The sequence below is a fragment of the Pseudomonas sp. LBUM1672 genome (genome assembly GCF_059695655.1).
Map to the genome: position 1 here is coordinate 1,882,451 of NZ_CP166781.1, position 21,344 is coordinate 1,903,794.

At 59.4% G+C, this 21,344-nt stretch carries 20 protein-coding genes; 8 read left to right on the plus strand and 12 right to left on the minus strand.

Annotation, left to right across the window (positions count from 1 at the left end; genetic code table 11):
• Positions 1-53: 53 nt before the first annotated feature.
• Both ACA053_RS08505 and ACA053_RS08510 read right to left on the minus strand, forming a co-directional pair.
• Positions 54-1,187, minus strand: coding sequence for a catalase family protein (locus ACA053_RS08505; RefSeq protein WP_497395002.1), 1,134 nt, complete (start codon positions 1,185-1,187; stop codon positions 54-56).
• The gene (locus tag ACA053_RS08510) at positions 1,184-2,995 is read right to left on the minus strand and encodes a di-heme-cytochrome C peroxidase (protein ID WP_497395004.1); all 1,812 of its coding nucleotides are present in this window, start codon (positions 2,993-2,995) and stop codon (positions 1,184-1,186) included. The genes ACA053_RS08505 and ACA053_RS08510 overlap by 4 nt, the downstream gene beginning before the upstream one ends.
• A 269-nt stretch (positions 2,996-3,264) precedes the next feature.
• Between ACA053_RS08510 and bamJ the strand changes: the two genes are divergently transcribed.
• The 6 genes from bamJ to ACA053_RS08540 all read left to right on the plus strand — a co-directional run bounded on the left by bamJ (position 3,265) and on the right by ACA053_RS08540 (position 6,784).
• The gene (gene bamJ, locus ACA053_RS08515) at positions 3,265-3,978 is read left to right on the plus strand and encodes a BamJ family beta-barrel-assembly machinery protein (protein ID WP_497316586.1); all 714 of its coding nucleotides are present in this window, start codon (positions 3,265-3,267) and stop codon (positions 3,976-3,978) included.
• A gap of 293 nt (positions 3,979-4,271) precedes the next feature.
• The gene (locus ACA053_RS08520; RefSeq protein ID WP_109628688.1) at positions 4,272-4,727 is read left to right on the plus strand and encodes a YkvA family protein; all 456 of its coding nucleotides are present in this window, start codon (positions 4,272-4,274) and stop codon (positions 4,725-4,727) included.
• 114 nt (positions 4,728-4,841) lie between these two features.
• A complete protein-coding gene (locus tag ACA053_RS08525; RefSeq protein WP_109628690.1) occupies positions 4,842-5,183 on the plus strand; it encodes a helix-turn-helix domain-containing protein in 342 nt (113 codons plus the stop codon).
• Positions 5,180-5,551, plus strand: a complete 372-nt coding sequence (locus ACA053_RS08530) for a hypothetical protein (RefSeq protein ID WP_003223109.1) — start codon at positions 5,180-5,182, stop codon at positions 5,549-5,551. Before ACA053_RS08525 ends, ACA053_RS08530 begins: the two co-directional genes overlap by 4 nt.
• Positions 5,552-5,959, plus strand: a complete 408-nt coding sequence (locus ACA053_RS08535) for an SEL1-like repeat protein (protein WP_497395006.1) — start codon at positions 5,552-5,554, stop codon at positions 5,957-5,959.
• Positions 5,960-6,457: 498 nt separating this feature from the next.
• Positions 6,458-6,784, plus strand: a complete 327-nt coding sequence (locus ACA053_RS08540) for a hypothetical protein (RefSeq protein WP_497395008.1) — start codon at positions 6,458-6,460, stop codon at positions 6,782-6,784.
• A gap of 137 nt (positions 6,785-6,921) precedes the next feature.
• Here the strand turns inward: ACA053_RS08540 and ACA053_RS08545 are convergent, their stop codons facing one another.
• Both ACA053_RS08545 and ACA053_RS08550 read right to left on the minus strand, forming a co-directional pair.
• Positions 6,922-8,712, minus strand: coding sequence for a bifunctional diguanylate cyclase/phosphodiesterase (locus ACA053_RS08545; RefSeq protein WP_497395010.1), 1,791 nt, complete (start codon positions 8,710-8,712; stop codon positions 6,922-6,924).
• A gap of 119 nt (positions 8,713-8,831) precedes the next feature.
• On the minus strand, positions 8,832-10,913 hold the full coding sequence (locus tag ACA053_RS08550) for a carboxy terminal-processing peptidase (RefSeq protein ID WP_162556189.1): 2,082 nt from the start codon (positions 10,911-10,913) through the stop codon (positions 8,832-8,834).
• Positions 10,914-11,053: 140 nt separating this feature from the next.
• On the opposite strand from ACA053_RS08550, the gene ACA053_RS08555 reads away from it, so the two are divergent.
• Entirely contained in the window at positions 11,054-12,016 is a 963-nt protein-coding gene (locus ACA053_RS08555; protein ID WP_497395012.1) for a zinc-binding dehydrogenase, read from the plus strand.
• Positions 12,017-12,131: 115 nt separating this feature from the next.
• On the opposite strand, the gene ACA053_RS08560 is transcribed toward ACA053_RS08555, so the two are convergent.
• The 6 genes from ACA053_RS08560 to ACA053_RS08585 all read right to left on the minus strand — a co-directional run bounded on the left by ACA053_RS08560 (position 12,132) and on the right by ACA053_RS08585 (position 17,485).
• Positions 12,132-12,785, minus strand: coding sequence for an HAD family hydrolase (locus ACA053_RS08560; protein WP_497316596.1), 654 nt, complete (start codon positions 12,783-12,785; stop codon positions 12,132-12,134).
• Between the two features lie 34 nt (positions 12,786-12,819).
• A complete protein-coding gene (locus ACA053_RS08565) occupies positions 12,820-13,809 on the minus strand; it encodes an ABC transporter ATP-binding protein (RefSeq protein WP_497316598.1) in 990 nt (329 codons plus the stop codon).
• A complete protein-coding gene (locus ACA053_RS08570) occupies positions 13,806-14,606 on the minus strand; it encodes an ABC transporter permease (protein ID WP_403100910.1) in 801 nt (266 codons plus the stop codon). The genes ACA053_RS08565 and ACA053_RS08570 overlap by 4 nt, the downstream gene beginning before the upstream one ends.
• The gene (locus ACA053_RS08575; protein ID WP_497318202.1) at positions 14,593-15,429 is read right to left on the minus strand and encodes an ABC transporter permease; all 837 of its coding nucleotides are present in this window, start codon (positions 15,427-15,429) and stop codon (positions 14,593-14,595) included. The genes ACA053_RS08570 and ACA053_RS08575 overlap by 14 nt, the downstream gene beginning before the upstream one ends.
• Positions 15,430-15,434: 5 nt before the next feature.
• The gene (locus ACA053_RS08580) at positions 15,435-16,241 is read right to left on the minus strand and encodes an alkaline phosphatase family protein (RefSeq protein WP_497395014.1); all 807 of its coding nucleotides are present in this window, start codon (positions 16,239-16,241) and stop codon (positions 15,435-15,437) included.
• A 179-nt stretch (positions 16,242-16,420) separates the two neighbouring features.
• Complete coding sequence (locus ACA053_RS08585; RefSeq protein WP_497316601.1) at positions 16,421-17,485, minus strand: ABC transporter substrate-binding protein; 1,065 nt, start codon at positions 17,483-17,485, stop codon at positions 16,421-16,423.
• A 349-nt stretch (positions 17,486-17,834) separates the two neighbouring features.
• Between ACA053_RS08585 and ACA053_RS08590 the strand changes: the two genes are divergently transcribed.
• Entirely contained in the window at positions 17,835-18,548 is a 714-nt protein-coding gene (locus ACA053_RS08590; protein ID WP_008030372.1) for a UTRA domain-containing protein, read from the plus strand.
• Positions 18,549-18,659: 111 nt separating this feature from the next.
• Here ACA053_RS08590 and ACA053_RS08595 read toward each other — a convergent pair whose 3' ends face one another.
• On the minus strand, positions 18,660-20,828 hold the full coding sequence (locus ACA053_RS08595; protein WP_109628716.1) for a mechanosensitive ion channel family protein: 2,169 nt from the start codon (positions 20,826-20,828) through the stop codon (positions 18,660-18,662).
• A 78-nt stretch (positions 20,829-20,906) separates the two neighbouring features.
• Positions 20,907-21,083: a hypothetical protein gene (locus ACA053_RS08600; protein WP_178082289.1), complete on the minus strand. Its 177-nt coding sequence runs from the start codon at positions 21,081-21,083 to the stop codon at positions 20,907-20,909.
• Positions 21,084-21,344: the final 261 nt, after the last annotated feature.

Genomic DNA, 21,344 nt, shown 5'->3' on the forward strand with positions numbered 1-21,344 from the left:
CACCACACAGAAAGCCCGCTTTATGCGGGCTTTTTGCTGTCCGGGATTTGGCTTTATTGCTCGGCGTTGCGGCTGTGGCGGTAATCGCTGACCGCTTCGTACACCGCTTTGCGCAAGCGGTTGATGCCACCAATCGGCCGATGAGCCTCAAGCCCGAACCACGGATTGAACGACTGGTTGTCGCATTGCAGGTTCAGCGCCGGCGTATCGAAGTCCTGAGCGGGCAGTTTGATCCGGGCCACGGTTTCGAACGTCGCATCCTTTTCCTTCCACTCGATACTTGTGTCCTCGATCGGCATGTACTTGCCCGGATCCTGGCGCTGGATCTGCAAGACGAAGCACGCCGGCACCCGATCCGTCGACAATTGCTGATTCAGCGCATTGCGTAAAAAATTCGGCAGCTTCTGGTTCTGCACCGGCAGCGTGTAGGCCGGGCAATTGTCGGGATCCGGCGTCACCCGAAACTTCGCGTTGGCGTCACCAAACTTGTAGGGCGAAACTGAAAAGTACGTCGTCTGCGTCGGACTTTCCGGGGCAGGGGAGAGCGTCGCCAAGGCAATGAACAGATGACGAACCTGCCACGTGCGCGGATCCCAACCGGGGAAAAACGCCATCAGCTTCTTGCCATCGGCCTGGGCGGCCACATTCTGACGGTATTCGGCGACATCGCTGACGAAGAAGTTCGGGTGGCTGAACATCACAAAGTCTTGTTCACCACGGCTTTGTTGATCGGCGAGCAGTTGTTTGCCGGGCACATCGAGCAACTTGATCGCCATGCCCCGGGCATCGCGGATACTGTCGAACTGTGGATAAGCATTGCCATTGGACAGCCGCATCGTCGCGTTCCAGGTTTTGCCGGGTTCGCTGAACACGCCCTGACGCAGCTCATCCGCCAGATCCGGCAGCACTTGGACTTCGGCCTTCACGCAACCGTGCGCCTTGGCATGCGCATCGCGCAGGTAGCGGGTGTTTTCACGGTGCTGATCGACGATGCGCACGGCCGTCTGGATGATGTCCTGAGTCATCGCCGCTTCGCCGTTCGGGATCAGTTCTTCAGCCGAGACCGGTCCCCGGTGCTGCCAGGCAAACCACGCCGTGGCCAGTGCCCAGCCGAGTAACCCCAGGCCCAGCAACCACAACAGGGTTTTGCCGAGGAAGACGCCAAACCACCTCCAGAGTCTGCTCATGGCAATTGTGCCTCCAACGGGCCGCCCAACACTTTTAGATATTCCAGCAGCGCCCAGCGCTCCTCCGGTTGCAGCAGGCGACCGATCACGCCGTTGCCGCGCTTGCCAGCCCGGAATTCGTGGCCACTGTTGTGATTGCCGGTGATCCACGTGTCGAACTTGAAGCCATTGGTGAACGCTTCGGTGCGATAGCCCAGGTGCCTGGGGTCGTACTCGAACGTGCCTTTGTAGAAGGTCGTTGCGCGTTCATCCTGGGGCGAGAGCAGTTGATAGATGCTTGGTACCGAACCGTTGTGCAGAAACGGCGCCGTCGCCCAGACCCCGGCCAATGGTCGGGCTTTGTAGTCGCGCAATTCACGCACGCCAATCGGCAGGCCGAAGCCATCCATGTCCGGGCGCTCGGCCTCGGGAATTTTCGCCTCGCGGTAAGCGCGGTTTCCTACGAACGCGGTGACGTAGGCCAGGCCTTTGGCTGACGAGAGCTTGCTCAAGTCCAACGGCTCGGTGGGCGGCGGCTGCAACTGCACATCCAGTTTCGCCAGCTCTGCCGGGTCCCATTGCAAGGCGCTTAGGTCGAAGCGATGGTCGGCGATGTTGTTGGCGGCGCCCGGGTCTGTGCCGATGTAGTCCACCGGCAGCATTTTCAGGTGTTGCACCCAGCGCCCGTTGGTCTGGACCGATCGAGGCACATGGCAACCGGCGCAGTTTTCACTGAACAATTCGCGCCCTTTGGCGGCCAAGGGCTTATCGACAGCGCCGAGCACGTCTTCCGGCCAGGCAGGTGGTTTGAGCCGTTGCAGGGTTTGTTCGATCTGGTGCAGGTCGCGCAAGCGGACACTCGACGGGTAGCGCGCGTCACCTTTCAGCGGTTGGCCGTTGGCGTCGAAGAAGCTCAGGGTTGCGCCGACGCCCAGCGCCTCGCCGATGTTGCGGGCCATCGGTTGCTGCGCCGAACCGTTCCATTGCACCCAGTCAAAGGTCCACATGTCCCACAGTTGCGGGTAGTCCACCGGTGCGTTGGCCACGCGGTAGTTATCGGTGGAAATCGCGTCGCCGAAGCTGGCATTGGCAATTCGCCCGAAGGCATCGGTGCGGCCGGGGCCTTCCTCGGTCGGGTAGAGCCCGCGATGGGTATCGTTCCACGCCACTTTTACAAAGGTATCAAGCGAGGTTTTGAAGTCTTTTCGTAGTTGTTCGCGGCGGGCGTCGTAGTCCTCGCCAAGCACGTTGCGTGCGAAGCGTTCGAATTTCCACGGGTTGTAGTACGTCGAGGCCAGACTGGCGACAAGCGCTTGTCCGAAACTGCCACCGCGCAATGTAGGAACGCTGGAAGGCAGGACATGCTGCGCCGAACCACCGTCGATGCGCACGGCCTGGCCGTTGAAACGCAATTCACCGGTGTGGCAGGCGGCGCAGGTGATGTCGAGGAACTCATCCTGACTGCCGGGGTTTTGATGGCGGGCAAACCCTACCGGCAGGTTGCCAGGGTTGTTGTTCGGCGTTTCCTTCTGGTCGCGGTCGATCAGAAAACCAAAGCGCGCGAGATACTCGGGGGCGGCGAATCGTTGTTCCGAGAAGGGCAGTTCGAGTGCCTTGAACCAGTCATAGCGCAAGCCCTTGACCTGAGTGCCTTGTGGGGTGAAGTAGTAAGTCTGGCGGTCGGCGGCGCTCCACTGCTCCAGGTAATGCACCTGTTGCGCTGGTGACCAGGTCGGCAGTTTCGGGTTGGCGACGTAGTACAGCACCACGGCCAGGCCCAGTCCCAACAGCACAGCAAGCAACACCAGCAGGCGGAATAAGAGGCGCAAGATAAACATCCTTGTCGATTTGTAGCTCTCTTATGCCTCAGTGCCTGAGGTGCGGCAAGTGGCCATTACGCCAGATGCTGTGGGATCCGGTATCCATCCCTGTGGGCCCAAGATGACAGAAGCTTCATCCTTCCAATCCCGAAATGCGTTAAAACCCCTGAACTTATCAGAAGTTTCCTGCTCTCATGCCGGTAGCCATTGGTCGTGGCCGCCTGATAAGCTCGCGGCTTTACTCGATTGCCCTTTAGGCGCATGAACAAGGAAATAGCATGAAACAGCATCGGTTGGCGGCGGCGGTGGCCCTGGTTAGCCTGGTACTTGCGGGTTGTGATTCGCAGACCAGCGTAGAGCTGAAAACCCCGGCGCAAAAAGCTTCCTACGGAATTGGCCTGAACATGGGCAAGAGCCTGGCTCAGGAAGGCATGGATGACCTGGACTCCAAAGCCGTAGCCCAAGGCATTGAAGATGCCGTCGGCAAGAAAGAACAGAAGCTGAAGGATGACGAGCTGGTTGAAGCCTTCGCAGCACTGCAGAAGCGTGCTGAAGAGCGTATGGCTAAAATGAGCGAAGAGTCGGCAGCCGCCGGCAAGAAATTCCTCGAAGACAACGCCAAGAAAGCGGGTGTCACCACCACTGCTTCGGGCCTGCAATACGAAGTGGTCAAGAAAGCGGATGGCGCACAGCCTAAGCCGACCGACGTAGTGACTGTTCACTACACCGGCAAGCTGACGGACGGCACTACCTTCGACAGCTCCGTCGACCGTGGCAGCCCGATCGATCTGCCGGTCAGCGGCGTGATTCCGGGTTGGGTCGAAGGCCTGCAACTGATGCACGTTGGCGAGAAGTACAAACTGTACATCCCTAGCGAGCTGGCCTACGGGGCCCAAAGCCCAAGCCCAGCGATTCCAGCCAACTCGGTGCTGGTTTTCGACCTGGAACTGCTGGCGATCAAGGATCCAGCAAAAGCAGACGCCGCTCAGTAATCAGCGTCGGCTTTAAAAACAACGCCTCGCTTTTTGCGGGGCGTTGTTGCATCTGGCGTTCGGCAAGGGTAAACAAAGCGAACGGACGCTGTACGTTGCAGTCATAGCCATTGAGGACGCCGTGCTAGCCGCGCCGGCGCGCCAAGTCAATGAAATCTTGGGTTTTTTTATGTGAGTAAAAAACGCCCGATCTGAGTTGAGCCCTTATGAAACGGGGCTTTCAGCCGTGAAATATAGCTCTGTTCACAAGGTTATCCACAATTTGTGTGGATAACATTTCAGCGGGAGGAATGATGAAAGCACCCTGGAATTTTGCTCGTTTCCTGCCACTCGCCGGACGCCTGCTTGCCCGTGGACGCTTGCCGACCCTGCTGTTCGCCGTCGCCAGCAAAGGTGCCAGCCAGGGCAACCGCCTGGGCAAGCTCAAGGACGATTTGCGCCTGTTACAGGCCCTGTGCCTGGCCTACTGGCGTGGCGAGTACCGCGCCATCAGCCCGAAGGCAATAATCTCGGTGGTGGCCGGCCTGATGTACTTCCTCAGCCCGGTGGATGCGATTCCGGACTTCATCCCGATGTTCGGCATGCTCGATGACATCGCCGTGCTGGCCTGGTTGATGAAAGTTCTCGACGACGAACTCAATGCCTTCCGTGCCTGGCGCAAACGCCAGGTGCCGGAGAAGCTTGCGGTGGTCGAACGTCTTCCCGATACCCCTGAGCAACTTCAGCTTCAGGGCCCGAAAAAAACCTGATTCGATTGAGGATCGTCCTTATATTCATACCCCCCGCGACCGTGGCCGCTGTTAGGATTACACTTCTAGGGAAAAGTGCCGACTCGCTAAGTGTCGTTGTCCTACGGGGAAGTCATGGATATTCAGATAATCACACGCGAAGGCGAGCCCGAATACGCGGTTTTGCCGTGGGCTCAGTACCAGGCTCTACTGAAAGCAGCAGGCATCAACCAACAACCGGCGCCCGACACGCCGGTGCGTCACGCAGCATCACCCGACCCGATTCTTCCGGGTCTGGATCAACTACGCAGTTTGCGCGAAGGGAAGGGCATCGCCATTGAGGCGCTGGCCCGCACGGTAGGCATCAGCCCGTCTTATCTGGCCCTGATCGAAAGTGGCGAGCGTCAACCCGACGCTGCGATTCGCCGCAGTCTGGCCTGGGAGCTGACGGTGCCAGGGTGGAGGGATGAATCGTGAGCGTACGCATCAGTCGTCAACATTGGGACGGGTTGCTCGGTGAGCTGGATCAGGCTCGTCGGCAGCGCCATCTGCTGACTTATCGAGCCTTGCTGGAACGTTTGCAATTGCCCACGCCGGCCATGCAAACCCTCACCGCCGCGCTTGAGCACCTGGCCGCGCTGGACGCCAAGGCCGAGCAGCCGCTGCGCAGCTCCCTGGTGATCAGCCAAGGCGCCAGCCGCCTGCCACGCACCGGTTTCTTCGAATGCGTCGAACGTCTGGGGCGTTTCTCCGGTCCGTCCGACGGCGTTGCTGCCGCCTCGTGGCACGCCTCGGAAGTGGTGCGCGTGTTCGAATACGAGTACCCGGAATCGGCGGAGGCCTGAGTGTTTCTGAAACTCAAGGCGCGGGCCGGTTACTGGCTGGCCCGCCGGTTGTTTCACTGGTCGTGGTTCGTGCGTCAGCCGCGCGGCTGGAGCTGGCTCGAAGGCCAGTTCGCCCGCATGGCCAACCTGGGTGACGTCGGCGCGCAAAGCTTCTACGGCCACATCCTGACCTTTCGCGGCGTCGGCCTTGGGGCGCGTGAAGAGGGTGTGCGATTGCTGCGCCTGGCGGCGTTGGCGGGGGATGGCAAAGCGGCGTATCAGGTGGGCGTGATCAGTTTGGCGGGATCGCCGAGCAAGGCGCCGGATCCGGCTGAAGCGGCGAGATTTTGGGAGATGGCGGCAAAGGCGGGGCATCCGTTGGCTGAGACGAAGCTCAAGGAGCTGGCGTCTCGTGATGCTGCGAAGTAAGTCCATCATTTGTTTGAAGAACATGACGTGGCGTGAGGGAAACCTCCCGCCACGTTTGCGTTTCTGACGTTTCTTTTATTAGCGACGGCGCATTAGAGAATTGCCCTACGCCAACATCGTCCTTTGCTGGCTTCTTTCCTGATTGATCCCCCGCAAAGTGCTGCGCGTTTATTGTTGTGTAAATCCGTCGGAGATTTCCTTCGAGTTGTGGCGGCTTTCATGAACTGGTGCGAAGGAGGTTCACCCGATAGCCTTTGATGGTCACTGAAAACTCAGTGGTGGGGTGTAGGAACCCTTTCAGCATCGGTATTGCGTTAGCGTCGAAACCTGATTTGCGGCCGTCTATGTACGTCCGTAACATCTGTTGCGGCGGCTGTGCGCGGGCACGCTTCGGCGTGGTCGAGTCTCCGATGCTCGGTATTCCTACCCCGCGTATAGCTGCCACCCAAGCCTGTAGGAAGGCTTTTGGCAGCTCCCATTGTCATCGGAAGGTCTCAAATGCCAACACTTCATCCTGATCCACCCTACGAAAAGCCGATTTCCCATCCAAAAAACCGCTTCATGGCGCTGACCAGTAATTGCAGCGACATGCCCACACTGTTCGTCGATACCCACGCGCCGCTGGATATTTTGACCGACGCCGCCCGCTACCGAATCCGAGCCGTCACCCAAGTGCTGGAGAACCTGTCCATGCGCGGTTCGATTGAGTGCGATTCCATGATTCTCAGCGACTTCGCGTTGCTCTGCGCCATTCCGTTGCGCGATGGCTGTGATGTGCTGGATGTGGTTGGGCGGCGGTTGGGGGCGCGGTCAGCGGCTGACTAGATCCTGAGATTTTGGTTGTCTGGTCGGGCCTCTTCGCGGGCAAGCCCGCTCCCACAGGGTTTTGTGTCGTTCACCATAATCACAAACGACACAAAACCCTGTGGGAGCGAGGCTTGCCCGCGAAGGCGTCCGTTCAATCACCGCTGTTCAATGATCAAGTTCACGTCCTGCACCGGCACCACCAAACTATCAATCACATGCACGCTATACCCCGGCACATTTTTCGCGTGATGCTTGGCCTGCGATGCCATCTCCGCCAACTGGCTCGCATCGAGTTGTCCACAGGCCTGTGGATGCAAATGCACCACGCCAATCGACAATGACAGCAGCGCAAACTCCTGGCGCACGCCCTGGCGATTCGGTGCGATGAAGCAGCCAGCTTCCAGGTGTTCGCTGCGGTAGAAGCGTCGGCACTGGCTCTGGAAGTCGTCCAGCAGCTGGTTCAAACGTCTGCGCCAGTCTTCCGGACCGAGCACCAGCAGAAAGTCATCACCGCCGATATGACCGACAAAGTCGCGGGACGGGTCGACGCGATCGTTCAGGCATTGCGCCAGGCATAGCAGGACTTCATCCCCACGGCCGTAGCCGTAGATGTCATTGAAGGGTTTGAAACTGTCGATGTCGACGTAACAAATCACCGATTCCCGCTCCTGTTGCAGCAGCCGCGTCAGGCATTGCTGGATGGGCACGTTGCCCGGCAACAGGGTCAGCGGGTTGGCGTAGCGGGCTTGCTGGATTTTCAGTTCGGTAATCAGCTTGAGCACATCGATCACCCGGCCCAATCCCAGATAACCGCCGTTGAGGGTGATGATGAAATCCTCCTCGATGCGTTGCCGCGCGCGGCTGGTGATCAAGCGGCTGACCTGTTGCAGCGACTGGCTCATTTCCACGGCGAGGAAGTCATCGTTCATCAAGCGGCTGATCGGCTTGCGCGCAAACAGGTCGGTTGCAAAGGGCTTGAGCAACGCGTCCGAGAGCGAATGCCGATGGACGATGCCGCAGGGATGGCCTTGCTCGTCGAGCACCGCCAGTGAGTTCAGGTTGGCCTGGCGGCGGAAGGCTTCCAGCACTGTGGCCGTCGGAGTGTCCCGGGCCACGGCCGGTTGGTCGTTGAGCAAGGCGCTGAGGTCGCTGCCTTCGTCATTCAGCGCCACGGCGGTGTTGTCCTGTTTGGGCATCAAGGCCCGGGCGTCGCGAGGTGGATGTTCCTGGGGGCGGCAAAGCAGATAACCCTGGACCAGATCCACGCCCATCTCGGTCAACACCGCGAGCTCTTCCGGTAGCTCGATCCCTTCGGCAATCACTTTCGCCCGCGAGGCCTTGGCGATTTGCAGGATCGAGCCGACGAACTCGCGCTTGAGTGCGTCCTGATGAATACCGTCGATGAAATGCCGGTCGATCTTCACATAGTCCGGACGCAGTTCTGACCACAGCCGCAAGCTTGAATAACCAGCGCCCAGATCATCCAGTGCAATGGAAAACCCCATCGCCCGATAGTGATGCAGGGCGTTTTGCAGTAACTGGAAATCGTCGGTCGGGGTCTGTTCCGTGAGCTCGATCACCACCTGGCTCGGTGGGATGCCAAAGTCCTGCAGCAATTGCAGGGTGCGGCCCGGTTGGTGAGCGGCTTCAAGCAGGGATTCCGGAGAGACGTTGAGAAACAGTTTGCCCGGAAGCTGTTGTTCGTTGAAACGTCGGCAAGCGCTTTCACGGCAGGCGATTTCCAGCTCGCTCAAGCGGCCGGCCTGACGGGCGACCGCGAACAACGCGATGGGGGAGTGCAGTGGACTGTTCGAGGGGCCGCGGGTCAGGGCTTCGTAGCCGACAATGCGTCGCTCGGAGAGGGAAATGATCGGCTGGAACAGACTGTGCAAACCGCTTTGAGTCAGTATTGAACTCAATGCACTCAGCTGTTCGGTCGTGGTCATGGCGATCTCTGGCGATAAAAAAAGGACTGAGCGCCAAAGCGCTCAGTCCTTTATTTCACGACAGAATGATGACTGTATGATGACGCTCCGAAGAGCGTCAGCATTAATTTGCCATCATCTTAATGCTTGGCGACCGCAGTGTTGAGTTTCAGGTAGTCCAACAGAATCCGCCCGGTCTCGCTCAGGTAGGCATCGTCTTCTGGCTTGGTCTTGTCCAGCTCGGCCGCAATCGCGTCTTCGTCTTCTTTCTTGAGCTCTTTGAGCGGTTCTTCGCCCTTGGCCTTGCGACGGAGGTTTTCCATCACCAGTTGCTTGGCTTCTATATCGGCGTGTTGCGCACGACGATCGGCTTCATTGAGGCTGACGGTTTTTTCCGTCATCAGCTTCTGCGCCAGGGCCAGCTTGTCGCGGATGAACACGAACTCTGCGTCTTTGGCCGAACGCACGTCATGCTCGGACTTGAGCTGCGCGATGTACGGTTTGAACGGATCGACCGCCGGCTTGATGGCCGCACGGATGGTGTCCCACGGCATGGCTTCCGGCAGGGCGCTTTCGCCGATTTCCTTGGTGTCGATGATCGACGGGTAATCGATGTCCGGCAGTACGCCCTGATGCTGGGTGCTCTGGCCGGAAACCCGGTAGAACTTGGCCAGGGTCAGTTTCAGTTCGCCATGGTTCAGCGGCTGAATGGTCTGCACGGTGCCTTTGCCGAAGGTCTGGCCGCCGATGATCAGTGCGCGGTGGTAGTCCTGCATGGCGCCGGCGAAAATCTCCGAAGCCGAGGCCGACAAGCGGTTGACCAGCAACGCCATCGGGCCTTTGTAGAACGCACCCGGGTTTTCATCTTCCAGCACGTCAACCCGGCCGTCGGCGTTACGCACCAGCACGGTCGGACCTTTGTCGATGAACAGGCTGGTCAGCTCGGTGGCTTCCTGCAAGGAGCCGCCGCCGTTGTTGCGAAGGTCGATGACCACGCCGTCGACTTTTTCTTTCTGCAACTCGGTCAGCAGTTTCTTGACGTCGCGAGTGGTGCTCTTGTAATCCGGATCGCCCGCGCGGAACGCCTTGAAGTCGAGGTAGAAGGCCGGGATCTCGATGACACCGAGCTTGTAGTCCTTGCCATCCTGTTTCAGGTTGAGGACCGACTTCTTCACAGCCTGGTCTTCAAGCTTCACCGCTTCGCGGGTGATCGGCACGATCTTGCTGGTCTGGTCGTTTGGCGCATTGCTGGCCGGAATCACTTCCAGGCGCACCACGGTGCCTTTCGGACCACGGATCAGCTTGACCACTTCGTCCAGGCGCCAGCCGACCACGTCGACCATCTCTTTGTTGCCTTGGGCAACGCCGATGATCTTGTCTGCCGGTGCAACCTGTTTGGTCTTGTCGGCCGGGCCGGCAGGCACCAGACGCACGATTTTTACCTGGTCGTTATCGCTCTGCAACACGGCGCCGATGCCCTCGAGGGACAGGCTCATGTTGATGTCGAAGTTTTCCGCGTTATCCGGCGACAGATAGTTGGTGTGCGGGTCGTAGGACATCGCGAAGGTGTTGATGTACGCCTGGAAGATGTCTTCCGCACGGGTCTGGTCCAGGCGCGCCAACTGGTTCTTGTAGCGCTTGGTCAGGGTTTCCTGAATCTGCTTGGAGTCCTTGCCCGCGATCTTCTGCCGCAAGACTTCGTCCTTGACGCGTTTGCGCCACAGGTCGTCGAGTTCGGCGGTGGACTTGAGCCAAGGGGCGTCCTTGCGATCGATCAGCAAGGTTTCCTTGGTGTTGAAGTCGATTTTGTCGACGCCCTTGTTCAGCTCGGCAAGGGCAAAGTCCAGACGCGCTTTGACGCGGTCCAGGTAGCGCTTGTAGATGGTGAACCCGGCGTTCAGGTCGCCGCTTTTGAGGAAGTCGTCGAACTGGGTTTTCCACTTGTCGAATTCGGCAATGTCGCTGGCCATGAAGTAGCTGCGCGACGGATCCAGCAGCTTGATGTAGCTGTCATAGATGATCACGGAGCGCGCGTCATCGAGCGGCGGCTTGCTGTAGTGATGGCGCTTGAGCAACTCGACGACGTTCAGGCTGGCGATCACTTCGTCACGATCAGGCTGAAGCTTGTCCCAGCTATTGGCTGCGAAAGTATTGCTCGACATCGGCATCAGGCCGATACCAATGAACAGGGCTAGGGCGGTGCTGGGGAGAAAATGCTTCATGCTGATTCGACGCGGGGACAATTGATCACGCATATTAGGCCGTCTTTGAAGTCGCCGGTTCCACAAAGGGCCGGTCACATAATGCAAGAAAGCCCGGCGCTACAGCTACGGGCTCAGTCCAGACTCACTATGGAGGCACTGTGAAAGCATTGCAAGGCGTGGAAGGTCAAGTGGAGTGGGTTGAAGAGCCCAGTCCTACATGCGATGTAGGACAAGTTCGAATTCGAGTGGCGGCAGCGGGCCTCAATCGCGCCGATTTGTTACAGAAGGCAGGACTTTATCCGCCACCGCCGGGAGCCAGCCAGGTACTGGGTCTTGAGTGTTCGGGGGTGATCAGCGAGGTCGGTGCGGGCTCGTCCTGGCAGGTCGGCGATCGGGTTTGCGCCCTGCTGGCCGGGGGCGGGATGGCCGAGGAGGTGGTTGTCGACGGACGGCATGTGCTGCCGGCTCCCGAAGGTTTTTCCCTGGCCGAGGCGGCGGCATTGCCGGAAGTTTACGCGACCGTCTGGCTGAATTTGTTTCAACTGGCTGCGCTCAAACCGGGTGAGAAAGTTCTCCTGCACGCCGGAGCAAGTGGAATCGGTTCAGCTGCCATTCAGCTGTGCAAGGCCTTTGGCAACCCGTGCTGGGTCAGCGTTGGTTCTGCCGAGCGTCTGGCGTATTGCGAAGCACTGGGTGCGCAGGGTGGGGTGGTGCGCACCGGCGACCTGGACAGCTTGCGTGATCTGGGGCCGTTCGACGTGATTCTCGATCCGGTCGGCGGCAACTATGCCGCGCTGAATCTGAAAATGCTGGCGCTCGACGGTCGTTGGGTGCTGATCGGTTTGATGGGCGGTCGTGAGGCGAAGCTGGACCTGGCGCAGGTCCTGGCCAAGCGCGTGCAAATACTGGGATCGACCTTGCGCAGTCGCGATGAGCAGTTCAAGGCAGATTTGTTCAGTGATTTGAGCCAGCACGTGTGGCCGCTGTTTGCCGAGGGGCGGTTGAGTCCGCAGTTGGCCAAGACATTCCCGATCAAGGACGCCGAAGCGGCGTTTGCGGAGTTGGCGAGTAATAAGGTGGCGGGGAAGTTGGTGTTGATAATCGACCCAAGCCTGTCCTGAAGGACACACTGACCCTGTAGGAGCGAGGCTTGCCCGCGAATGAGGCGTCGCGGTTTACCAGTGAGACCGCGTCATCGTTCTTCGCGGGCAAGCCTCGCTCCTACAGGGGTATCGGTTATTTCCAGAGATGGATCGGCCAGCCGGCCTTTTCGGCGTGCTCCAGCAACACCGGATCCGGATTCACCGCATGTGGGAAATCCACCTTCAATAGCAGCGGCAAATCGTTACGCGAATCGGAATAGAAACTCGCGCCTTCCAGATTTTCCTCTTCCGCATCCAGCCACTCCAGCAATCGAACGATCTTGCCTTCGCGGTACGTCAGCGTTCCAACGGTGTGGCCGCTATACACCCCATGCGCCACTTCCAGTTCAATGCCGAGAATCTCGTCGATGCCCAGCCGGTCGGCAATCGGCCTGACCAGGTGCGTACCCGACGCCGAAATCACCAGGATCCGGTCGCCGGCCTTGCGATGGGCCGCGATGGCTTTGGTGGCATCACTGAAAATGATCGGCTCGATATAGTCTTCCACCCAAGGCCCGACCAGATGGTCGACCTCTTCCGGTGTGCGCCCGATCATCGGTTCCAGGCTGAAATCCATGTACTCTTCCATCCGCAACTTGCCGTGGCTGTAAGCGTCCATCAGTTCGTTGTTCTGACGCATGAACGACTCGGGATCGACCCAGCCCAGGCGACCCATTTGCTCGCTCCAGAGGGTGGCGCAGTCGCCGTGAATCAGGGTTTCGTCCAGATCAAAAATTGCCAGGGCCATCAGTGCAGTTCTCTCTTCGACATCAACAAAGGCATCAGGCTACCTCACGCAGGGCCGTCGGATCGATGGAAAGTGCCAGGCGCTGACCATCGGGGTGCAGATCGGCCGCCGAGCGGTTCAGTACATCCACCACCAATTCCACACCCCGGGCTTCAACCCGATAACGAATCACGTTGCCCAGCAAACTGTGGCTGCGCACTTGCGCATCAAGCTCGCCGTTCAGGCTCAGCTCGATGGCTTCCGGGCGAATCGCAATGCGATGGCTGATCGGCCGCTGCAGCAGTTTCGAGGCACTGTCGGCGTCCAGCAGGTTGTAGTTGCCGATAAAACCTGCGGCAAACACATCCACTGGCGCCGTGTAGAGGGTTTCGGCGTCGCCGCTCTGTACGATCTTTCCCTGATTCATCAGGAAAATCCGGTCAGACATCGTCAGGGCTTCTTCCTGATCGTGTGTGACGAAAATCGTGGTCAAACCGAGTTCGCGCTGGATCTGACGGATCTGTTCGCGCAGGTGCTTGCGAATCCGCGCATCGAGGGCCGACAGCGGTTCATCCAGCAACAACAGCCGTGGCCGCGTGACCAAGGAGCGGGCGAGGGCCACGCGCTGGCACTGGCCACCCGACAGTTGGTGCGGATATCGCGCGGCGAAGTCCTTCAGTTCCACCAGTGCCAGCACTTCGGCGACGCGCTTTTGGCTGTCGTCGGCGTTGACCTTCTGCATGCGCAAGCCGAAGGCGACGTTTTGCTCTACGGTCATGTTCGGGAACAGCGCGTAGCTCTGGAAGACCATGCCGATCCCGCGTTTCTGCGGGCTCAACGGCACGATGTCGACGCCATCGAGCAGAATCTTGCCGCCATCCACCGACGTCAGGCCGGCGATGCAACGCAACAGCGTGGATTTGCCGCAACCGGAAGGACCGAGGAGTGTGACGAACTCACCTTTCTGGATCTCGCAGTCGATATCGCTGAACACCGGGGTGCCGGCATAGCTTTTTTGCAGGTGTTGGACGCTGACATAGCTCATTCGCTTTTGTCCTTGTTCAAGATATTGGCCGCCCAGGTCAGAACCAGCACAAAGAAGAAGTAGGAAATCACCAGCGCGCTGGTGAAGTGGCCGCTGCTGTTACGCATGTTGTTGAGGTAGACCTGCAGGGTTTCGTAGCGGGTGCCGACCAGGATGTTGGCGAACACGAACTCACCGAACAGGAACGAGAACGATAGCAGCAACGCCACCATCAAACCCTTGCGCAGGTTCGGCAGCACCACCAGGAACGCCGCTTGCCAAGTGCTGGCGCCGAGCAACTGCGCGGCGTCCATCAGGTCGCGCAGGTTGATCGCTTGCAGGTTGTTGGTGATCGCCCGGTACATGAATGGCAGCGCGATGGTGAAGTAGCAGCCGATCAGAATCCACGGCGTACCGACCATCGCAAACGGCCCGGAACCATAGAGCTGCAACAGCCCCACCGATGACACTACCGGCGGCACAGCGAAGGGCAGCAGGATCAGGATGTTCATCAGTGCATCAAGTTTCGGGAAGTGGTAATGCACCACGAACAGCAGCGGCAGAATCAGCACCACCGACAAAATCAGCGCACCGACACACACCAGCAGCGACTGCCCGAAGGCATGCAGAAAACGCGGATCGCTCCACAGCTGGATGTACCACTTGAAGGTAAAGCCGCTGGGCAGAATCGTCGCCGACCAACTGCTGGCGATCGAGTAGATCAGCGTCCCGGCCAGCGGCAGCAACAGAATGGCGAACAGCACATACACCACGACGCGGTGATAGACACCGACGGGGCCCAGTTCAGCGCGAGACATGGTAGCTCCTCTTCAACAGCAGTTGATGCACGATGGTCACCAGGGTCATCAATGCCACGAGCACCACGGCCAGGGCGCTGGCCAGGTTCGGATCAAGGGAAATGTCGCCGGACACCATCGCCGCGATGCGGATCGGCAGCACGTTGAAGTTGCCGGTAGTCAGCGCGTAGACCGTGGCGTAGGCGCCAAGGGCGTTGGCCAGCAAGATCACGAAGGTGCCCAGCAGCGCAGGCGTCAGCACTGGCAAACCGATGTGCCGCCAGAACTGCCAGCCGTTGGCGCCGAGCAGTTCGGCGGACTCACGCCAGTCTTCGCGCAGGGCGTCGAAGGCCGGGTAGAGCAGCAGCACACCCAATGGAATCTGGAAGTAGGTGTAGAGAATGATCAACCCGGTTTTCGAGTACAGGTTGAAGTCCTGAATGATCCCGGCCTGCTTGAGCATGATGGTGAAGCTGCCGTTGAAGCCCAGCAGGATGATGAACGCGAAGGCCAAAGGTACACCGGCGAAGTTGCTGGTCATGTTGGCGAAAGCATTCACGAAGTTACGCAGTTTCGAATCGACCCGACGCAGGGAATAGGCGCCGAGTACCGCGATGATGATGCCGAATACGCTGGACCAGAAACTGATCTCGAGGCTGTACTGGATCGCCTGCATATAGAACTTCGAATTGAAGATCTTGGTGAAGTTGGCCAGGCCCCAGCCGAACTCTTCCGATTGCAGGCTGTTGATCATTACCCAGACCAGCGGGGCGATCTCGAACACGATAAAGAACAGGGCGAAAGGTACCAGGCACAACGCTGCCAGCCACTTGCCACGGGTCATGGAGTTCACTTGAGCAGCTCCCGGCAGACAGGTTTGTCGTGGGCCACGCCCAGCAACTCGCAGACAGTGCCGCAGATTTGTGTTTGTTTCGGCGCCGCATCGGCATTGAAACTGAAGGCGTCGCCGAGCACGAACAGCGGCACTTCGCGTTCTTCGGGCAGCAGACCGTTGTGAGAGCGGTCGTTGTTCATGCCGTGGTCGGCGGTCACCAGCACCTGATAGCCGGCGTCAAGCCAGCCTTGCAGGTAGTCGGCGATGAAGATGTCGGCGAAGCGTGCACTGTTGCGGTATTGCGCAGTGTCGAGGCCGTGCTTGTGCCCGGCGTCGTCGATGTTCATGGGGTGGATCAACAAGAAGTTCGGCGCGTGGCGCAGACGCAGGTTTTCGGCGTCGGCGAACAGGTGCGAATCCGGATAGTGATCGTTCCAGTAGAAGTGACCGTGCTGGATCGGCAGGTCGGGGCTGTCGGTGTGACGATCCCGGGCGGCCACGAACGGCGAGCGGTTATACAGCTCGCTGACCCAGTGATAGGCCGCGGCGGCGGTGGTCAGCCCGGCATCCGTGGCGTAGTGATAAATGCTGCGCTGGTTGGACAGGCGCGAGACGTTGTTGTGGACGATGCCGCTCTCGATCGGCGGGACGCCGGTAAGGATGCATTCGTAAAGCGGTCGGGACAGGGCCGGCAGTTCGCACTCCAGTTTGTAGAGTGCCGCGCGTCCTGCGCCGACATAAGCCTGCAGGTGCCCCATGGCGTGGCGCGCGACCTCGTAGTTGAGGCCGTCGAGCACGACAAGGATGACGTTGTGCTTCATAGGGCAAAACTCCGCGAAACAGATGATTCAGGTACGCAACCAATTCCCCTGTGGGAGCGAGCCTGCTCGCGATGGCGGCGTGTCAGTCAACATATGTGCTGAATGTAAGTCCGCTATCGCGAGCAGGCTCGCTCCCACATTGGATCTCCAGTGGATCTCCAATGTGGGGTTTTACAGGGTTATTTCATCTCGACGAGGACTTCTTCGTTCCACTTCTGCGGCAAAGCCTTGGAAGTCTTTTCCCACGCATCCGCGTCTTTGATCGGCGTGACCTTTTTGTACTGCTCGTTAGGCAGCAGCTTGGCCTGCACGTCTGCCGGCAACTTGATGTGCTCGGCGCGGATCGGACGGGCGTTGCCTTTCGCCAGGTTGATCTGACCGGCATCGCTGAAGATGTATTCGCGGGTCAGCTTGGCGGCGTTCGGGTTCTTCGCGTATTTGTTGATGATGGTGGTGTAGCCGGAAATCACCGAACCGTCGGACGGGATCAGCACCACGTAATCATCCGGGTTGGCCATCTTGGCTTTGTAGCTCAGGCCGTTGAAGTCCCAGACCACGCCGACTTCGATTTCACCCTTTTCCATCGTGGCGATGGTCGGGTTGGCCATGGACAGGCGGCCCTGTTTGGCGATGTCTGCGAACAGCAACAGCGCGGGCTGCAGGTTCTTCTCGTCGCCACCGTTGGCCAGTGCCGCGGCCAGTACACCGTTGGCGGCCTGTGCGGCGGTGCTCACGTCACCGATCGAGACTTTGTATTTACCGGTTTTCAGGTCAGCCCATTTGGTCGGGGCTTCGGAACCGTGCAGCAGCTTCTTGTTGACGATGAACGCGATGGTGCCGGTGTACGCCAGCGCCCAGTTGCCGTCCTTGTCTTTGGCCCAGTCCGGGATCTGATCCCAGGTGCTTGGTTTGTAAGGTTGCACCACGCCTTGTTTGACCGCGATCGGGCCGAAGGCTGCACCAACGTCGCCGATGTCGGCGCTGGCGTTGTCTTTCTCGGCGGCGAACTTGGCGATTTCCTGCGCCGAGCTCATGTCGGTGTCGATGTGTTTCAAGCCGTATTTTGTGGCCAGGTCTGCCCAGGTGCCTTTCCAGTTGGCCCAGTCATCGGGCATGCCGACGCTATTGACCGCGCCTTCCGCTTTCGCAGCGGCTTCCAGGGTTTTCAAATCATCAGCGGCCATGGCGGCGCTGCACATGGCAATGGTCGAGCCTAACAGTGATGCCAGGAAAAGCTTTTTCATCCGAAGCTCCTTTGGGCGTTTTCACGCTGCGATTGCGGTTGTGTTGGTCTAGGTCAGCAATACCTGAGCCAATTTAGGCGCCGCTGATGACATTTTGATGTCGACGATCGGTCGGCCTACATTTTTCACGCGGTAACGCTCAGGCTTGCGAGTAAGCGTAGACCATGGCTAAAGGGCTGATCCGAAAGGACTTGGCCGTGAATTTGCAGGTGTCTTGCGCAACCGTTCGGCGGCTTTGTCATCTGCCAGTCACACGCAGTGCCTAGGCTTGCAGGAAGTTGAAGGAGCCGGTTTGAATCACGGTTTCTGCCCCGAAACAGTGCTGGTCTAGTCCAGATAGGTAACGTTGATGCGCATCGAGACCACCAAAGCGGTGACAGCCATCGGGCAGGTTCTGCAAGAACAGCTCGACCATGGCCTGTTGGCGCCCGGGAGCAAACTGCCGGCCGAGCGCAAGCTCAGTGAGTTGTTCGGTACCACGCGCATTACCGTGCGTGAAGCATTGTTGCAACTGGAGGCCCAGGGGCAGATTTATCGCGAGGAACGCCGTGGCTGGTTCGTGTCGCCACCGCGCCTGGCCTACAACCTGATGCAGCGCAGTCACTTTCACGCGATGGTCAGTGCGCAGGGGCGGGTGCCGTCGACCGAGGTGATCTCGGCGCGGTTACAGCCGGCGTCGGCGGCGGTGTGTGCGTGGTTGCAGTTGCCGGCGCTGTCCAGCGTGATCCAGATCTGCCGGGCGCGGCGCATTGATGAGCGGCTGGTGTTGTACGTGGAGCACTACCTGAATCCGCAGTACTTTCCGGGGATTCTGGAGTTCGATCTGAATCAGTCGATCACCGAGCTGTACGCCAGGCATTACGATCTGCACTACGGCCGGGTGCGTTTCGAGATCGTGCCGACGGCGTTGTCGGTGGATGCGGCGGCAGCGTTACGGGTGTCGGTGGGGAGCCCGGGGTTGCGGATTGCCCGGGTCAATTACGATCAGCATGAGCGGCTGATCGATTGTGACCTGGAGTTTTGGCGGCATGATGCGATTCATGTGGGTGTTGATGTGGTTTAGTCAGATAAACCGCGTCGTGGCCATCGCGAGCAGGCTCGCTCCCACATTGAAATGCACTCCAAAGTGGGAGCGAGCCTGCTCGCGATGGCGGCCTCTCAGCCACCCTATAAATCAGGTAGCGGACACATCCTTCTGCGGGCCACCACCCGCGGTTATCACCTGCACACTCATCCGTGGTGTCGCCAGGTCCATCCCGGCCTCATCCAGATGCCGCTTCAGCGACAAATTGAACGCTCGTGAAACTTCCCACTGTTTGATCGGCGCAGTCTTGAACCGCGCCCGAAGAATCGCGTTGCCCGACTCGAAACTCTCGACACCCTGAATCTCCAGCGGCGACCAGATGTTGCGCCGTTGCAGCGGGTCGGTGCGCATTTTCTGGCCGACTTCGCGCATCAGTTTGATCGCCTCGTCGATGTCCATGCTGGCGGGCACCGCCACCCGGAAGATCGCGTAGCCGAATTCCCGGGAGTAGTTCTTGATGCTTTTGATTTCGCTGAACGGAATGGTATGCACGATGCCGTCGATGTCTCGCAGGCGCACGGTGCGGATGGTCAGGCCTTCGACGGTGCCAAGGTGGCCGCCGACGTCCACGTAGTCGTCGATGGCCAGGGAGTCTTCGATGATGATGAACAGGCCGGTGATCAAGTCCGCGACCAGCGACTGCGCACCGAAACCAATGGCCAGGCCGATCACGCCGGCACCGGCCAGCAGTGGCGTGACGTTCATGCCCATGTTCGCCAGCGCGACGATCAGCGCAATGATGAAAATCGCCACGAACAACACGTTGCGGATCAGCGGCATCATCGTCTGTGCGCGGGCGTTGGCCAGGCCTTTGCGCGAGCGGGTGAGGGCGTGATGCACTGCGGTGTCGCTGAGAATCCAGATCAGCCAGGCAAAAATCAGCGTGCCGGCGAGGCTGAACAGTTTGACGCTGACTTCATGGCCTTCGCCTTCAGTGAAGGCAATCAGCGACATGCCCCAGACCCGCAGGCCCAGTTCGATAAAGACCAGCCAGACCACGAGATGGGCGAGGGTGTAGAAGAAGCTTTTCAGGCGCTCCGAATACAACGCATGACGCTTCACACCCCGTTGCGGTTTCAGCGAATGGCGGCGCACCAGGCCGTTGATGACCATGCACAACACCAGCAACACCGTGCAGATCAGTGCCTGACGCAGTGCGGTGCTGGTGTCGCCGGCAGAGACAAACGTGGCGAACAGCGAGATGCCCACCAACACCAGGGCCGGCACGTACCAGAAGGTGCCGAGAATATCGATGGTGTCGCTGAGCGCGCGGCGGGTCAGGCGTCGGGACAACGGCTGGTTGCGGATCAAGTGGGCGATCGGCCGACGGAAACGCAGGATGAACAACCCGGTGGACAGCGCCGCCAGCACGTTGGCGACGGTGGCGGCGGTGTGAGCCAGGTGACTGCCGAGGCTGGCGACCAGACGCGGATCGCTCAGCGCTTCACCGAACGCGGCGAAACTGCCGATCAGCCACAGCGGCCGGAAGGCTTGATGGCGCAGGATGTACAAGGCGCGGTGGCGATGCGGGCCGTCGAGCAAGGAAAACGCGATCACGCAGATCGCCGAAAAACAGGTGCCAACCACCAGCGCATAGGCCAGCACCATGGCGAGGCTTTTGCCCAGTGACGAAGGCAAGGCGTAACTCATGTAGACCGTGATGACCAAGGCAATCAGCCACGGCCCGAGTTTGCGCAGTGCGAAGCGCAACATGTCGAGGGCCTTGGGGTGTTGCGGCAGTTCTTCGGTCAGGCCGAAGCGCAGGCGTACCCGGTGACTGACCCAGATCAGCGCAGCGGCCAGCAGGCTCCAGACCATCAGAATCATCGCGAAGGCAAAGATGATCGGCAGCCACTCGCTGGCCGGCAGCATCAGTGCCGCGAGTTCGTCCTTGGCCAGATCAAACTCCTCGGACCAGCGCGTCAGCGGACTGCCCGCTCCGGAGAACTGCTTTTCGAAGGTGGCCAGCGTGCCGCCGATCAGGCCGAGTACGCCTTGTTCAGCGGTCGGCTGGGCTTTTTTGGTGACGTCGCGCAGCTTCTTCAGATCCGCCAGCAGTTTGCTGCGCTGCTGATCGTTCTCCAGCGACTTGATGACTTCGTCCAGCGACTGCCCCAGCGGTTCTTGCGCCTCCGGCTGGGCTTTTGACGAGCTGCCGAGCAGCCCCGGCAAGCCGACCGCCTGGGCAGGCGTCATCGGCAGCAGCGTCATCAGGCAGACAAGGAGGAAACACGGCAGGGCGAAAAGACGAGCGAACACTAGGCGGTCAACCTTGGGATAAACAGATCGGCCGAGTGTACGAGCCCGTCAAAATCAATGCGAGCCAAGGGGGAGGATTTATTCGTTGAGTTTGGCGAGGATCTTGAACACCACGGTGGCGAGGATCGTCAGCATGCCGATCCACATGGCGAACACGCCGGCGTTTTTATCGCGGAAATTGAAGCCGATGGCCAGCATGATCATCCCGGCAAGAATGGGGATGAGCATGGCGTGGAACGAGGACATAGAGATCATGGGCGACTGCCTTGTCGGAGGGAGTATTTAAAGTCTAGGTGGCTTTTGGGGGATCGGTGGTGATGTGTGTCAGCGACGGGCCACACATAAAACGCAATATGTGTAGATGGAAAGCTTCTGTGGCGAGGGGATTTATCCCCGTTCGACCGCGCAGCGGTCGCAAAGCCAGCGAATGCGGTCTGCCTGAGAGACCGCGGTGCCAGTTTCGGGGCCGCTGCGCAGCCCAGCGGGGATAAATCCCCTCGCCACAGATGAATATCC